The following is a 14,153-nucleotide window of genomic DNA, read 5'->3' on the forward strand; positions in this document are numbered from 1 at the left end:
GCCACCGGGTCCGCGCGAAGCGCGGCCCGATGACAGGCTCCGCGAAGCAATCCAGAGTCCCCCCTGCTTCGCTGCGCTCGCAATGACGGTGTGGAAGCACCGGAGCGTGCACCAAACCAAAAAGGCCGGGATTGCTCCCGGCCTTTCGTCGTCGTTGTGAGACGTTGCTTACTGCAGCGAGGCGCGCTTGGGCGGGCTGGCCGGCCACGACTTGATCAGCGTGTCGTAGTCAACCGTCTCGCCCTTCGGCTTCTCGTTGGCGAGCTTGCGCTGCGGCGCGATGGTGCCGTCCTTCTCGGCCTTTGCGAACCAGTACTCGGCCGACTCCTTCTTGTTCAGCTTCGGACCGCATTTGCCCTGGACGCCGGACTTCTCCAGACGTTCCATCACGGAGTCCTGGGCAGCGGCCAGCGCATCCATCGCGGCTTGCGGCGTCTTCGAACCCGACGACGCATCGCCGATGTTCTGCCACCACAGCTGCGCAAGCTTCGGATAGTCAGGCACGTTGTTGCCGGTCGGGGTCCACTGCACGCGCGCGGGCGAGCGGTAGAACTCGATCAGGCCGCCGAGCTTCGGCGCACGCTCGGTGAACGACTTGTCCCAGATGTCGGATTCACGGATGAAGGTGAGACCGACATGGCTCTTCTTCAGCGACACCGTCTTGGAGATGATGAACTGGAGATAGAGCCAGGCTGCCTTGCGGCGATCCGCCGGGGTCGACTTCAACAGCGTCACGGAGCCGGCGTCCTGGTAGCCGAGCTTCATGCCTTCCTTCCAGTAGGCGCCATGCGGCGACGGAGCCATACGCCACTTCGGCGTACCGTCCGCGTTCATCACGGCGATGCCCGGCTTCACCATGTCGGCGGTGAAGGCGGTGTACCAGAACATCTGCTGGGCGATGTTGCCCTGAGCCGGCACGGGGCCTGCTTCAGAGAAGGTCATGCCCTGCGCCTGCGGCGGCGCGTACTTCTTCAGCCACTCGAGGTACTTGGTGATCGAGTAGACCGCCGCAGGACCGTTGGTGTCGCCACCACGTTCGACTGACGAGCCGACCGGGCGGCAGCCTTCCATGCGGATGCCCCACTCGTCGACCGGCAGGCCGTTCGGGATGCCCTTGTCACCGTTGCCGGCCATCGAGAGCCAGGCGTCGGTGAAACGCCATCCGAGCGACGGGTCCTTCTTGCCATAGTCCATATGGCCATAGACCTTGACGCCGTTGATCTCCTTGATGTCGTTGGTGAAGAACTCGGCGATATCTTCATACGCCGACCAGTTCACGGGCACGCCGAGATCGTAGCCATACTTGGCCTTGAACTTGGCCTTGTAGTCCGGGTTGGTGAACCAGTCGTAGCGGAACCAATAGAGGTTCGCGAACTGCTGGTCGGGAAGCTGATAGAGCTTGCCGTCCGGCGCGGTCGTGAACGACTTGCCGATGAAGTCGTTGACGTCGAGCATCGGATCCGTGACGTCCTTGCCCTCGCCGGTCATGTAGTCCGACAGAACGATGGTCTGGCCGTAGCGGAAGTGCGTGCCGATCAGGTCCGAGTCGTTGATCCAGCCGTCGTACACGTTCTTGCCGGACTGCATCTGGGTCTGCAGTTTCTCGACGACGTCACCTTCCTGGATGATGTCGTGCTTGAGCTTGATGCCAGTGAGCTCGGTGAACGCCTTGGCCAGCGTCTGCGACTCGTATTCGTGGGTCGTGATGGTTTCGGAGACGACGTTGATCTCCATGCCCTTGAAGGGCTCGGCCGCCTTGGCGAACCATTCCAGCTCTTTCTTCTGGTCTTCCTTCGACAGGGTCGAGGGCTGGAATTCCGCGATCCACTTCTGGATCGTGGCGTCGTCCGCGGCGCGGACCGGCGCCGAGGCAGCGAACGCGGTGGCGAGAATGGCCGCGGCGCTCGATACGGTCAGAAAGCTGATTTTGGTCAATGGACCTTTCCTTCTCCTAAACTGTCGCATGTTGTTCCTCCGTTGCAGCGACAAACTTTTATACAGGCCCGGGTTGCCTCCCGGATCTGGCCGTCCCTTCGCGAGCTTCAGACCGTGCGAAATATGAGCACGGCCGTGACCAGCGAAATTCCACTTGCGAGCCACAGGCTCGAAATCTCGATGCTCTCTTCACCGATCGGCACCGATGCGATCGGGTCGGTGCCGACGAGGCCGATCCACACCAGGTGAACGACGGCCGCGAGAATCAGCGAGATGAACAGGCGATCACCGCGCGTGGTCGGAATGCTGAGCACGCCGACACGCTCGGCCTCGGGATAAGCAGCCGCGAGCCACGTCATCACCGCGAGCGTGCAGGCGAGCGCGACGAAGAAGATCGCCGTCGGCAGCGTCCAGGCCATCCATGCAATGGATTCCATGATTGCCTCCCTTAGACGCGACCGAGCGCAAAACCGCGCGCGATGTAGTTGCGGACAAACCAGATCACGAGCGCGCCCGGAATGATGGTGAGAACGCCGGCGGCCGCCAGCAGGCCCCAATCCATGCCGGCTGCCGACACCGTGCGCGTCATGATCGCCGCGATCGGCTTGGCCTGCACCGAGGTCAGCGTCCGCGCCAGCAGCAGCTCGACCCAGGAGAACATGAAGCAGAAGAAGGCGGCGACACCGATGCCGCTCGCGATCAGCGGCACCAGGATGCGGACGAAGAAGCGCGGGAAGGAATAGCCGTCGAGGAAGGCCGTCTCGTCGATCTCGCGCGGCACTCCGGAGACGAAGCCCTCGAGGATCCACACCGCCAGCGGCACGTTGAAGATGCAGTGCGCGAGCGCAACCGCCCACGGCGTATCGAACAGGCCGATCGCCGAATAGAGGTTGAAGAACGGCAGCGCATAGACCGCCGCCGGCGCCATGCGGTTCGACAGCAGCCAGAAGAACAGGTGCTTGTCGCCGAGGAAGCGATAGCGCGAGAACGCATAGGCCGCGGGCAGCGCCACCGAAATCGAGATGATGGTGTTGAGGACCACATATTCCAGCGAGTTGATGTAGCCGGAATACCAGCTCTCATCGGTGAAGATGCGCTTGTAGTGCTGCAGCGTCGGGGTATGCGGCCACAGCGTCATCGTCGAGACGATTTCGCCGTTGGTCTTGAAGCTCATGTTGACGAGCCAGTAGATCGGCAACATCAGGAAGATCAGGAACAGCCCCATGATGAGGCGGCGGCCGGGGATCGAATGCATCAGGCCACTCCTTCCTTCGGCTTGAGCGCGGGCGCGGGCTGGAGCGCGCCTGCGGGCTTGGGCTCCGCCGCCGGCTTCTTCGCCGTCTGTGCCTTACGCTCGACGCCTGCATTGGTCATCACGGTGTAGAAGATCCAGCAGACGATCAGGATGATCAGATTGTAGACCAGCGAGAGCGCGGCTGCCTTGCCGAGGTCGAACTGGCCGAGCGCGATCTTGACGAGCTCGATCGACACGAAAGTGGTCGAGTTGCCGGGGCCGCCGCCGGTGACGACGAACGGCTCGGTATAGATCATGAAACTGTCCATGAAGCGCAGCAGCACCGCGATCAAGAGCACGCGGTTCATCTTCGGCAGCTGGATCGCCTTGAACACGGCCCAGCGCGAGGCGCCGTCGATCTGGGCGGCCTGGTAATAGGCCTCGGGAATCGACTTCAGGCCGGCGTAGCAGAGCAGCGCGACGAGGCTGGTCCAATGCCAGACGTCCATCACGATGACGGTGACCCAGGCGTCGACTGCGTTGGCCACGTAGTTGTAGTCGAGGCCCATCGCATTGAGCGTATAGCCGAGCAGGCCGATGTCGGGACGGCCGAAGATCTGCCAGATCGTGCCGACGACGTTCCACGGAATCAGCAGCGGCAGTGCGAGGGTGACGAGGCAGGCGGCCACTGTCCAGCCCTGCCGCGGCATCGACAGCGCGACGACGATGCCGAGCGGCACCTCGATCGCGAGGATCACCAGCGAGAAGAACAGATTGCGCCCGAGCGAGGCCAGGAAGCGGCCGCCGAGATCGGTCGAGGGATCGAGCAATTCCTTGAACCAACCGACGCCGTTCCAGAAGAACTGGTTGTTGCCGAACGTGTCCTGCATCGAATAGTTCACCACCGTCATCAGCGGCAGCACCGCGGAGAAGGCGACGACCAGGAACACCGGCAGTACCAGGAACCAGGCTTTTTGGTTGATGGTCTTGTCCATCAGGCGGCTCCCTCAACCAGAAGGCTGTCGGCATAGACGTGGACGTGTGCCGGATCGAATTTCAGCCCGGCATTGCCGTCGGAGCCGGTGAAGCCGGCCGGCGCACGCGCCGCGATCCTGGCCTCGCCGAGGCGGACGCGCGCGAAACGGATGCGGCCGAGATCATCGACGCGCTCGATCTTTGCGCTGAGCAGGCCGGACGCCGGCGCAACCGCGTCGACGAATTCCGGACGCACGCCAATCTCGATCTTGGCGCCTGCGGGCAGGTTGTCGTAGCTGCGGTTGAGCGCAATGACATGGCCGTCGACCCTGGCCTGGCGTCCCTTCACCTCGGCCGGCAGGATGTTCATGCCGGGCGAGCCGATGAAATAACCGACGAAGGTGTGGGCGGGCTTGTCGAACAGCTCGGCCGGCGTGCCGCTTTGCACCACGCGACCGTCATGCATGACGACGACGGTGTCGGCGAAGGTCAGCGCCTCGGTCTGATCGTGGGTGACATAGATCATCGTGAGATCGAGCTCGCGATGCAGCGCCTTCAGCTTGGAGCGGAGCTGCCATTTCAATTCAGGATCGATCACCGTCAGCGGCTCGTCGAACAGCACGGCGGCGACATCGGAGCGCACGAGGCCGCGGCCGAGCGAAATCTTCTGCTTGGCGTCGGCGGTGAGCCGCGTCGCCTTGCGGTTCAGGTAGGGCTCGAGGTCGAGCAGACGGCCGATCTCGGCGACGCGCTTGTCGATCTCGGTCTTGGGCACGCCGCGATTCTTCAGCGGAAATGCCAGGTTCTCCCCCACCGTCATGGTGTCGTAGATCACCGGGAACTGGAACACCTGGGCGATGTTGCGCTTCTGGGTCGACAGCGGTGTGATGTCCTGGCCGTCGAACAGGATTTTCCCGCGCGACGGCGTGATGATGCCGGAGATCACGTTGAGCAGCGTGGTCTTGCCGCAGCCGCTTGGTCCGAGCAGCGCATAGGCGCCGCCCTGCCGCCAGGTCATGGTCACCGGCTTCAGCGCGAAGGTTTCCTGCGGCGCGGCATTGCCACCGTAGGAATGGGCGAGATCGACGAGGTCAATGCGGGCCATGGCGCATCTCCCTCAAGAGCTCGGAGCGGCGACCAAGCGGTCTGCCGCATCAAAGACGAAGACATCATTGGGATCGAGCACGGCATCGATGGTCTGACCCGGCTCGAACTCGTGCACGCCGTGCAGCACCGCAACCCAGTTCGATCCGTCGCGAGTCAAATGCACAAAACTCTCCGAACCGGTGATCTCGGTCACCGTCACAGTGGCATGGAAGGCGTGGCGATCAGTCTCGCCATTGGCGAGCGCAAGCTGGTGGGCGCGAAAACCGACGCGATAGGCGCCGTCGGCGAGCGAGGAATAGAGGCCGGACGCCGGCGCGGCGATGCCTCCCGCATATTGCACGGAGCCGTTCTTCTTCTCGATGCCGACGAGGTTGAGCGGTGGATCGGAAAACACCTGCGCGACGCGCAGCGTCCGGGGACGGCGATAGACGCCGGGCGTCTCGCCGATCTGGAGCGCCTTGCCCTCCCACATGCACACCGTGTTGCCGCCGAGCAGCAGAGCCTCGGTCGGCTCTGTCGTGGCATAGACGAAGATCGCGCCTGATGCCTCGAAGATGCGCGGCAGCTCGGCGCGCAGCTCTTCACGCAGCTTGTAGTCGAGATTGGCGAGCGGCTCGTCGAGCAGCACGAGGTCGGCGCCCTTCACCAGCGCGCGCGCCATCGCGGTGCGCTGCTGCTGGCCGCCGGAGAGCTGGAGCGGCGTACGCTTCAGGAACGGCTCGAGCCGCAACAGCCTGGCGGCCTCCGCCACGCGCGTCTCGATCTCCTCGCGCGGCTTGCCCTGCACGCGCAAGGGCGAGGCGATGTTCTCGTAGACCGTCAGCGAGGGGTAGTTGATGAACTGCTGATACACCATTGCGACCGAACGCTGGCGCACGTCGATACCCGTGACGTCCTTGCCATTGACCAGCACCTTGCCCGTGGTCGGCTTGTCCAGGCCGGCGAGCAGGCGCATGATCGAGGTCTTGCCAGACAGTGTCGGTCCGAGCAGCACGTTGAGCGTGCCGCTCTCGAGCGTCAGCGAGACATCGCGAATATGCTCGACACCGTCGACGGTGCGGGTCACGTGCTCGAGTGTCACACTCATGAGCGTCCTCCTGCTTCGAGCAGAGGACTTTGCGATACAATTTGGGTCCTGATCCAGTCGTCCAGTGCGGCAATTTCGTCGGCCGATAGACGCAGGCCAAGCTTGGAGCGGCGCCAGACGATATCCTCGGCGGTCACCGCCCATTCGTTCGTCATCAGGTAGCGAACCTCACGTTCGGTCAGAGTTGCGCCAAAGGCCTGGCCGAGATCGGCCGCCGATTTGGCGTCGCCAAGCAGCTTGATGGCGCGGGTGCCATAAGCGCGTGCGAGACGTCGCGCATGCCCGTGGCTCAGGAAAGGATAGCCGCGCTGGAGCTCGGCGATCAGACCATCGACGGCGGAAACGTCCATGTCACCGCCAGGCAGCGGCCATTTGCCGGTCCAGCCTTCGCGTGCTTTCGCACTGCGAAGATAGGGCGCGAGCCGCTCCAGCGCCTCTTCGGCAAGGCGGCGGTAGGTCGTGATCTTGCCGCCGTAGATCGACAGCAGGGGCGAACCGCCGGGCGTGTCGAGCTCGAACACATAGTCGCGGGTCGCGGCCTTGGCCTCGCTGGCGCCATCGTCATAGAGCGGACGTACGCCGGAATAGGTCCAGACCACGTCCTCAGGCGTCACGGGCTTGGCGAGATACTCGCTCGCGGCAGCGCAGAGATACTGGATCTCCTCGCCCGTAGCCTTCACCTTGGAGGGATCGCCGTCATAGTCGCGGTCGGTGGTGCCGATCAGCGTGAAGTCGTCCTGATAGGGGATGACGAAGATGATGCGGCCGTCGGCGTTCTGGAACATGTAGGCGCGGTCGTGGTCGTAGAGCTTCTTGACCACGATGTGCGAGCCCTGCACCAGCCGCACCTTGGCTTTCGCGTTGACGCCGGCACCGCGCCCGAGCACGTCCTCGACCCAGGGACCGCCGGCATTGACCAGGGCACGGGCCTGGATCTGCGAACGCGCACCGGTCAGCGTGTCGACCATGCTAACGGTCCAGACGCCGTCGGATTGCCTGATATCCGTCGCGCGGGTGCGGGTGCGGATCTCGGCGCCCTTGTCGGCGGCATCGCGCGCATTGAGCACGACCAGGCGCGCGTCATCGACGAAGCAGTCGGAATATTCGAATGCGCGGCTGTAGCGATTCGGGATCAGCGGCTTGCCGACCTCGTCGCGCCTGAGATCGAGCGAACGCGTCGCCGGCAGCAGATGGCGGCCGCCGATGTGATCATAGAGGAAGAGGCCGAGGCGCAGCAGCCAGGCCGGACGCAGTCCGGCGTGGTGCGGCAAAACGAAACGCAGCGGGCGGATGATGTGGGGCGCGATGCCCCAGAGGATCTCGCGCTCGATCAGCGCTTCGCGAACCAGCCGGAACTCGTAATATTCGAGATAGCGCAGGCCGCCATGCACCAGCTTGGTCGACCAGGACGACGTCCCGCTCGCCAGATCGTTCATTTCGCACAGGAAAACCGTGTTGCCGCGGCCCACGGCATCGCGCGCGATGCCGCAACCGTTAACACCGCCTCCAATGATGGCGAGGTCGAAAATACGCTCCAACAGACGCATCCCCCGGAAACCGCTCGTTCAGTCGAGCCGGCAGCTTTCGTTTTTGATTAGATCACACCAGAAAACGAAAGCAAGACGAAAGAGAGACGGAAAGAAGCGAAAATGGAACTTTCTGTTGGGCAGTTCGCCGTCAAATTGAGCAGCCAAAGTGATGTCGCTGCACGCAGCCCCCGCTCTTGAATGGTCATCTCCAGCCTATATAGTCATAATAGTCATGCCGGGTCACAGCCCCCCTTCAGATTCACACCCCACCGACACGTGGACGCTTGCCAACGCGAAGGCCCGCTTGTCCGAGGTGGTCGACCGCGCCCAAACCGGTCCACAAATCATCACCCGTCATGGCAAGCCCAACGCCGTGGTGGTTTCCGCCGAAGAATGGGCGCGAAAGACTGCCCGCAAGGGCACGCTCGCCGAGTTTCTGCTGGCCTCGCCACTGCGCGGCGCTGAGCTCGAATTTGAACGCGTACATGACGAACCACGCGACGAGCTACCGTGAACCTGCTCCTCGACACCGTTGTGCTGTCGGAGGTTCAACGGCCGGCGCCTTCTCCGAAAGTCATGGCGTGGCTCGATACCATTGATGAGGATCGCGCCTTCATCAGCGTTGCCACAATCGCCGAGCTTCGTCGCGGCGTTGCCCTGCTGGATGACGGACGCCGGCGTACGGCGCTAAGTGCCTGGCTAACCCATGATCTGCCGGCCCGTTTTGCTGATCGCATCTTGCCGATCGATCATGCCGTGGCTGAGCGCTGGGGCGATCTAATGGCGCAGAGTCGCAGCAATGGCATCGCGTTGTCGGTGATGGATGGATTCTTCGCGGCGACTGCACTCGCCAACACCCTCACGCTCGTCACCCGCAACGTGAAGGATTTTGCCGCGCTCGGCGTGCCGCTGCTCAACCCCTGGGACGGCGTCTAAAAACTCTTATCGTAGCCGTACCACGGGTGCGGCTTCAGGCGCCGCATCCTGCGCATCGGCCTGGGGATCATCGATATCGGCGCTCTTCGGCATCGCCTCCACCACCTCGATGCCCTTGCTGTGGCAGATCGTGGCGAGGCGCTCGGGCAGCTCCTGGTCGGTCACGAAGGTCTGGATCTGGGTCATGTGCGCAATGCGGACTGGCGCGCTGCGGCGAAGTTTTGTGGAATCGGCGACCAGCATGACGCTGCGGGCATTGGCGATGATGGCCTGCGCCACCTGTACCTCGCGATAGTCGAAGTCGAGCAGCGCGCCCTCCTCGTCGATCGCGGAGGCGCCGATGATGGCGTAATCGACCTTGAACTGGCCGATCAGTTGCGTTGCGGTCGAGCCGACCACGGCGCCGTCCGCGCGGCGCACCGTACCGCCGGCGACCACCACCTCGATGCGGGGATGGCGGTAGAGCAGCATGGCCACATTGAGGTTGTTGGTGATGACCAGCAAATCCTCGTGCGAGGTCAGCGCGCTCGCCACCTCCTCCGTCGTGGTGCCGATGTTGATGAACAGCGAGCAGCCGTTCGGGATCAGCGATGCTGCGGCGGCGCCGATCGCCTTCTTCTCGTCGGCGGCCACGAAGCGCCGCGCCTCATAGGCGAGGTTTTCGACGCCTGAGGCGATGATGGCGCCGCCGTGGATACGGGTGAGTGATCGGCGCTCGCAGAGATCGTTGAGATCCTTGCGGATGGTCTGCGCCGAGACTTCGAACCGGCGCGCCAGCTCCTCGACCATGACGCGGCCGGAGGCGCGGGCGATGTTGAGAATCTCGGCTTGGCGATGGGTTAATCCGGTCACGGCAATGGCCTCAAATCAGAATGGTGCATGGTGCGGCTTCCCGCGCGCGCGGTCAATGCGCATGCCGATCACGGTTCACGGATGAAGCCCTTTTTCTGACCAAGCCAAGCCTTACCACGCCAAGCCTTACCAAGCCATGGCGCGCGAGAGCCGCGCGAGCAGCTTGGGATCGTCGAAGGCGCTGGCGGAGGCGACCGCGCCGGATCCGACAAGGTCAGCATTGCTAAGGCTGGTCCGGATGCCGATGGTCGGGATACCGGCGGCGGTGGCCGACTGCACGCCGGAGCGGGAATCCTCAAAGGCGATCGAGGCTGCCGCACTGGCACCGACGAAGCGCAGCCCCTCCTGATAGGGCAGCGGATGCGGCTTGCCGTATGGCAGCTCGTCGCCGATCACGAGTGCCTTGAAGCGCTGCGTGATGCCGAGGCCGGAGAGCAGCAGCTCGGCATTGAGACGCGGCGCGTTGGTGACGGCGACCATGGGAATGCCGGCAGCATCGGCGCGGTCGAGCAGCGCCATCAGGCCCGGCAACGGTTCGATCTGCCCCGCGACCAGGTCGCGGAACACTGCTTCCTTCTCACCGAGAATCTCGGCGCGGCGCTCCAATGTCTCGTCAGGCAAAAAGCGTTCACCGATCGAGATGTTGGCGAAGCCTTGCAGCTCCCTGGAGAAGCGCGCGTGGTCGAAGACATGGCCGTGCGGGCCCAGCACCTGATTGAACGCCTTCAAGTGCAGCGGGTCGGTGTTGGCGAGCGTGCCGTCGATGTCGAACAGCAATGCCCTGCCCAGTCCCTGGATCATATCGTGTTCCTCTCGCGCACGGCGCAACGATGCGCGAGACGTATCAACTTGGCCCTGATGACGCAATGCAGCCCGTTGCGGCGATGGCGACGTGACACTCGACAAAATCGAATGCGGCTGCAACATTGGCCGCAACATCAAGAATGGAGGATAGGATGACACTCGATCGCGATCACGCCGCCAGGACCGACCATGATGCGGTGGCACAAAAAGTCGAGGCTTTTCGCCTCGCCCAGATCGCGGCCGATCCAAAGGCGCTCAGTGCGCTATGCGCTGACGATCTGAGCTACAGCCATTCCAACGGCTTCCTCGAGGACAAGGCAGCCTTCGTCGCCAACGCCACGGACGGCAAGACGAAATTCCTGTCGATTGCGTACAAGGATCCGACCATCAAGATCGTCGGCCCTGCCGCGATCGTCCGCTTCCACTGGATGGCCGAGATGATGACCGACGGAAAGAAAGTGGCAAACAGCCTCCACATCCTGATGAACTGGCAGAAACAGGGCGGCGAGTGGAAGCTGTTGTCGCGCTCCGCGACGAAATTGTGATCATGCTCTTGCCCTCTCCCCTTGTGGGAGAGGGTGGCTCGCCGTGTTAGCGGCGAGACGGGTGAGGGGTATCTCTCCTCACGAACGATCTTGCGAGTTGGAGAGACACCCCTCATCCGGCGCTTCGCGCCACCTTCTCCCACAAGGGAGAAGGAAAAGGCAGCGGCATCAAGGGCTGCAAAAATTTCCGACCACGCTCCCGCGCTCCGGAATGACGGCTCCTACGCCGCCTCCTTCACATCGCCGTTCACCAGCTTGCGCGCAGCACGTTCGGCTTCGCGGGCGTTGCGGAAGAGCTGGCCTTCGAGGCGATTGAATTGATGGGACGAGGCGAAGAAGCGGTAGCCGCCCTGACCGCGCACGACGATGCCCGCGGTCTCTGAGTTAACTTCGATAATGTAGCTATCTGGCATGGCCCGTGGATTCCTCAGTGCGGGCAAATAACGACAATTTTGCCCAAAGGTTCCTGAGGGCAAATCGGCCGTTCCACCCCGAATCGACGGGCTATTGAGTACGCCGGGACCTCATCCGTTTTGTGACCTGTTCTTGGCGAAGAAGCGACGGGTTGACTCATCAGTGCCGCGTTTCGCGATGCCGCAAGTTTTCGCGAGGCGGGACGAAGCGCGGCGCGATTACGTCGCGATTGGCGGATCGTTGCGCTGGATCACTTGTGGGTGGCCGTGATCGTCGATCGAGACATAGGTGAAATTGCCGTCGGTCACGAGCATCGGTTGCAGCTCGCGCCGCCGCAGCGCCCAGGCTTCGAGATGGACGGTCATCGAGGTGCGGCCCACGCGCACGAGGGTGGCGTAGACGGAGACGAGATCGCCGACATAAACCGCTTTGCGAAAATTCATCGCCTCGATCGCGACCGTAACAGTGCGCGACTTCGCGAGTTTCGAGGCGAACACGCCGCCGCCGACGTCCATCTGGCTGAGCAGCCAACCGCCAAAGATGTCGCCATTGGCATTGGTGTCGGCGGGCATCGCCAAGGTGCGGATGCAGAGATCGCCGCTCGGCCCGGTGTCGGACGTTTCAGTCATGTGGATCTCACTTGAAATTGTCCCAGCCCGGATCGGGCGCGAAGCGTTCGCCGAATCGCCCGGCCAACGCGCGCAAGCTGGATACAATATTTTCCACGCCGCGCGTGCGCGCATAGTTCAGGGGACCGCCGCGAAACGGCGCATAACCCGTGCCGAAGATCATGGCGCCGTCGACCGCATCGCCATCGTCGACGATGCCTTCGCGCAGGGCTGCGACACAGACATTGGACATCGGCAGCACCAGGCGGTCGATCATCTGATCAGTGACGCGCGGACCGGTCTCGGGCAATGGCGCCTTCTCGGCCTTGCCGTCCTTCCAGGTGTAAAAGCCCTTGCCGGACTTGCGGCCGAGCTCGCCCTTGGTGACCTTCTCGCGCAGCCAGGCCGGCGTCGGCGGCAGCATGTCGCCGAACTTGGCGCGCAGCATGTCGCCGACATCGAGGCAGATATCGAGACCGACCTGGTCGGCGAGCTCGATCGGTCCCATCGGCATGCCAAACTGTTCCGCCGCCGCATCAATCAGGCGCGGATCGGTCTTCTCGTCCAGCATCACCATGGCTTCGAGCATATAAGGCGTCAGCGCACGGTTGACGAGGAAGCCGGGCGAGCTCTTGACCGCGAGCGGCAGGCGATCGATCGCGCCGACGAAAGCGAGCGCCGCCTTGAGCACCTGCGCGTCGTTGCCGTCATGGCTGACGACCTCGACCAGTTGCAGGCGCGACACCGGATTGAAGAAATGCAGGCCGACCAGCCGCTCCGGCCGCGCCAGCGTGGTGCGCAGATCCTGAAGCGGAATGCTCGACGTGTTGGTCGCAAGGATCGCGCCCGGCTTCATCCTGGGCTCGAGGCCGGCATAGACCTTTTGCTTCAGCTCGAGCTTTTCCGGCACCGCCTCGATGATGAGATCGGCATTGCGGACGCCCTCGCCGTCCATGTCGGGGATCAGCCGATCGAGCGCGTCGCGCACCTCGGTGGCTTTTCGTATGATCTTGCCGTAGAGCTCGGCGGCGCGTTTCACCGCGCCCGCGATCGGCTCGGCCTTCATATCGGCCAGGGAGACGCGCAGCCCCTGCCCGGCGACCCAAGCCGCGATGTCGCCACCCATGGCACCGGCGCCGATGACGTGGACGTGCTTGATCGTGTTGCCGGAGCCTGCGGCCTTCTTCATCTCCTCGCGCAGGAAGAAGACGCGAATCAAATTCTGCGCGGTTGGCGTCACCATCAGCCTGGCGAAGGAGGCCTGCTCCGCCTGCAGCATCGCGGCCTTGCTGCCGCCATGCGTCTCCCAGAGATCGATCAGCGCGTAGGGCGCGGGATAGTGCTCGCGCGGCGCGGCCTTCGCCGCCTCGGTGCGCATGCGCCTGGCAAGCAGCCCGCGTACGGGGCCGAGATTGGCCGCGCGGGTGAGCAGGCCGGGCTTCGCCCGCTTCATGCGGCCGAACAACACGTCCTTCACGGCGCCCCCCACGTGACGCTCCTGCGTCACGCTGTGGACGAGGCCAAGCGCTTTGGCGCGGCGTGCATCGATGGTGCGGCCGGTCAGCATCAGCGCCATGGACTGAGCCGGATTGACCAGCGTCGTGAAGCGCGCGGTGCCGCCGAGGCCGGGATGCAGGCCCAGCATCACCTCCGGGAAGCCGAAGCGCGCGCTGTCGACGGCGATGCGCGACTGGCAGGCGAGCGCGACCTCGAGCCCGCCACCGAGGCAGAAACCGTGAATGACCGCGACCGTCGGCAGCTTGAGAGCTTCCAGATGATCGACCACCGCATGCGCGGCACGGATTCGCGTTTCCACCACCTTGGGATCGGACGCACCGCGGAATTCGTTGACGTCGGCGCCGGCGATGAAGCCGGACGGTTTCGCCGAACGGATCACGAGGCCAGCGGGGCGCTCGGTCTCGATCGCCGCGAGGGCGGCGTCGAACTCCTCCATCACATCGGAGGACAGCGTGTTGGCACTGGAATCGGCACGATCGAACAACAGCCAGGCGACGCCGTCGGCGTCACGCGTCAGCTTGAAGTGCTTATAGGGACCATCTGCTGCCGGCGGGGGCCCGAGCGAGAGCACGCGATCGCCGAGCGCGGTCATGATTTTTGAATCCATGG

15 protein-coding genes are annotated in these 14,153 nt (G+C 63.7%); 3 read left to right on the top strand and 12 right to left on the bottom strand.

Going from position 1 to position 14,153, the window contains the following annotated elements; translation table 11 throughout:
* Window positions 1-168 precede the first annotated feature (168 nt).
* From ACNJX9_RS30405 to glpD, 7 genes are all read right to left on the bottom strand, one after another.
* Window positions 169-1,965, bottom strand: a complete 1,797-nt coding sequence (locus ACNJX9_RS30405) for an ABC transporter substrate-binding protein (protein ID WP_057757010.1) — start codon at window positions 1,963-1,965, stop codon at window positions 169-171.
* A gap of 77 nt (window positions 1,966-2,042) precedes the next feature.
* Window positions 2,043-2,372: a DUF2160 domain-containing protein gene (locus tag ACNJX9_RS30410; protein WP_439405632.1), complete on the bottom strand. Its 330-nt coding sequence runs from the start codon at window positions 2,370-2,372 to the stop codon at window positions 2,043-2,045.
* Between the two features lie 11 nt (window positions 2,373-2,383).
* Window positions 2,384-3,190, bottom strand: a complete 807-nt coding sequence (locus ACNJX9_RS30415) for a carbohydrate ABC transporter permease (protein ID WP_057757005.1) — start codon at window positions 3,188-3,190, stop codon at window positions 2,384-2,386.
* Entirely contained in the window at window positions 3,190-4,164 is a 975-nt protein-coding gene (locus ACNJX9_RS30420) for a carbohydrate ABC transporter permease (protein WP_057757003.1), read from the bottom strand. Before ACNJX9_RS30420 ends, ACNJX9_RS30415 begins: the two co-directional genes overlap by 1 nt.
* The gene (locus tag ACNJX9_RS30425) at window positions 4,164-5,249 is read right to left on the bottom strand and encodes an ABC transporter ATP-binding protein (protein ID WP_439405634.1); all 1,086 of its coding nucleotides are present in this window, start codon (window positions 5,247-5,249) and stop codon (window positions 4,164-4,166) included. The genes ACNJX9_RS30420 and ACNJX9_RS30425 overlap by 1 nt, the downstream gene beginning before the upstream one ends.
* A gap of 12 nt (window positions 5,250-5,261) precedes the next feature.
* Window positions 5,262-6,338, bottom strand: coding sequence for an ABC transporter ATP-binding protein (locus ACNJX9_RS30430; RefSeq protein WP_439405636.1), 1,077 nt, complete (start codon window positions 6,336-6,338; stop codon window positions 5,262-5,264).
* Entirely contained in the window at window positions 6,335-7,885 is a 1,551-nt protein-coding gene (gene glpD, locus ACNJX9_RS30435; RefSeq protein ID WP_057756999.1) for a glycerol-3-phosphate dehydrogenase, read from the bottom strand. The genes ACNJX9_RS30430 and glpD overlap by 4 nt, the downstream gene beginning before the upstream one ends.
* 214 nt (window positions 7,886-8,099) lie before the next feature.
* On the opposite strand from glpD, the gene ACNJX9_RS30440 reads away from it, so the two are divergent.
* On the top strand, window positions 8,100-8,381 hold the full coding sequence (locus ACNJX9_RS30440; RefSeq protein ID WP_057757245.1) for a type II toxin-antitoxin system Phd/YefM family antitoxin: 282 nt from the start codon (window positions 8,100-8,102) through the stop codon (window positions 8,379-8,381).
* The gene (locus ACNJX9_RS30445) at window positions 8,378-8,803 is read left to right on the top strand and encodes a type II toxin-antitoxin system VapC family toxin (RefSeq protein WP_439405638.1); all 426 of its coding nucleotides are present in this window, start codon (window positions 8,378-8,380) and stop codon (window positions 8,801-8,803) included. The genes ACNJX9_RS30440 and ACNJX9_RS30445 overlap by 4 nt, the downstream gene beginning before the upstream one ends.
* Window positions 8,804-8,809: 6 nt before the next feature.
* Here ACNJX9_RS30445 and ACNJX9_RS30450 read toward each other — a convergent pair whose 3' ends face one another.
* On the bottom strand, window positions 8,810-9,655 hold the full coding sequence (locus ACNJX9_RS30450) for a DeoR/GlpR family DNA-binding transcription regulator (RefSeq protein ID WP_057756995.1): 846 nt from the start codon (window positions 9,653-9,655) through the stop codon (window positions 8,810-8,812).
* Between the two features lie 126 nt (window positions 9,656-9,781).
* A complete protein-coding gene (locus ACNJX9_RS30455; RefSeq protein WP_439405639.1) occupies window positions 9,782-10,456 on the bottom strand; it encodes an HAD family hydrolase in 675 nt (224 codons plus the stop codon).
* 155 nt (window positions 10,457-10,611) lie between these two features.
* On the opposite strand from ACNJX9_RS30455, the gene ACNJX9_RS30460 reads away from it, so the two are divergent.
* Entirely contained in the window at window positions 10,612-11,004 is a 393-nt protein-coding gene (locus ACNJX9_RS30460) for a nuclear transport factor 2 family protein (RefSeq protein WP_162268447.1), read from the top strand.
* A 221-nt stretch (window positions 11,005-11,225) separates the two neighbouring features.
* Here the strand turns inward: ACNJX9_RS30460 and ACNJX9_RS30465 are convergent, their stop codons facing one another.
* From ACNJX9_RS30465 to ACNJX9_RS30475, 3 genes are all read right to left on the bottom strand, one after another.
* Window positions 11,226-11,417 (bottom strand): hypothetical protein, encoded by a 192-nt coding sequence (locus ACNJX9_RS30465; RefSeq protein ID WP_057756983.1) that lies wholly within the window; start codon window positions 11,415-11,417, stop codon window positions 11,226-11,228.
* Window positions 11,418-11,636: 219 nt separating this feature from the next.
* Window positions 11,637-12,047 carry an acyl-CoA thioesterase gene (locus tag ACNJX9_RS30470; protein ID WP_057756981.1) on the bottom strand — a complete coding sequence of 137 codons (411 nt, stop codon included), beginning with the start codon at window positions 12,045-12,047 and terminating at the stop codon, window positions 11,637-11,639.
* Window positions 12,048-12,054: 7 nt separating this feature from the next.
* Window positions 12,055-14,151 carry a 3-hydroxyacyl-CoA dehydrogenase NAD-binding domain-containing protein gene (locus ACNJX9_RS30475; protein ID WP_439405641.1) on the bottom strand — a complete coding sequence of 699 codons (2,097 nt, stop codon included), beginning with the start codon at window positions 14,149-14,151 and terminating at the stop codon, window positions 12,055-12,057.
* Between the last annotated feature and the right edge of the window lie 2 nt (window positions 14,152-14,153).

The sequence above is a fragment of the Bradyrhizobium sp. BLXBL-03 genome (assembly GCF_051853015.1).
Lineage (GTDB): Bacteria > Pseudomonadota > Alphaproteobacteria > Rhizobiales > Xanthobacteraceae > Bradyrhizobium > Bradyrhizobium manausense.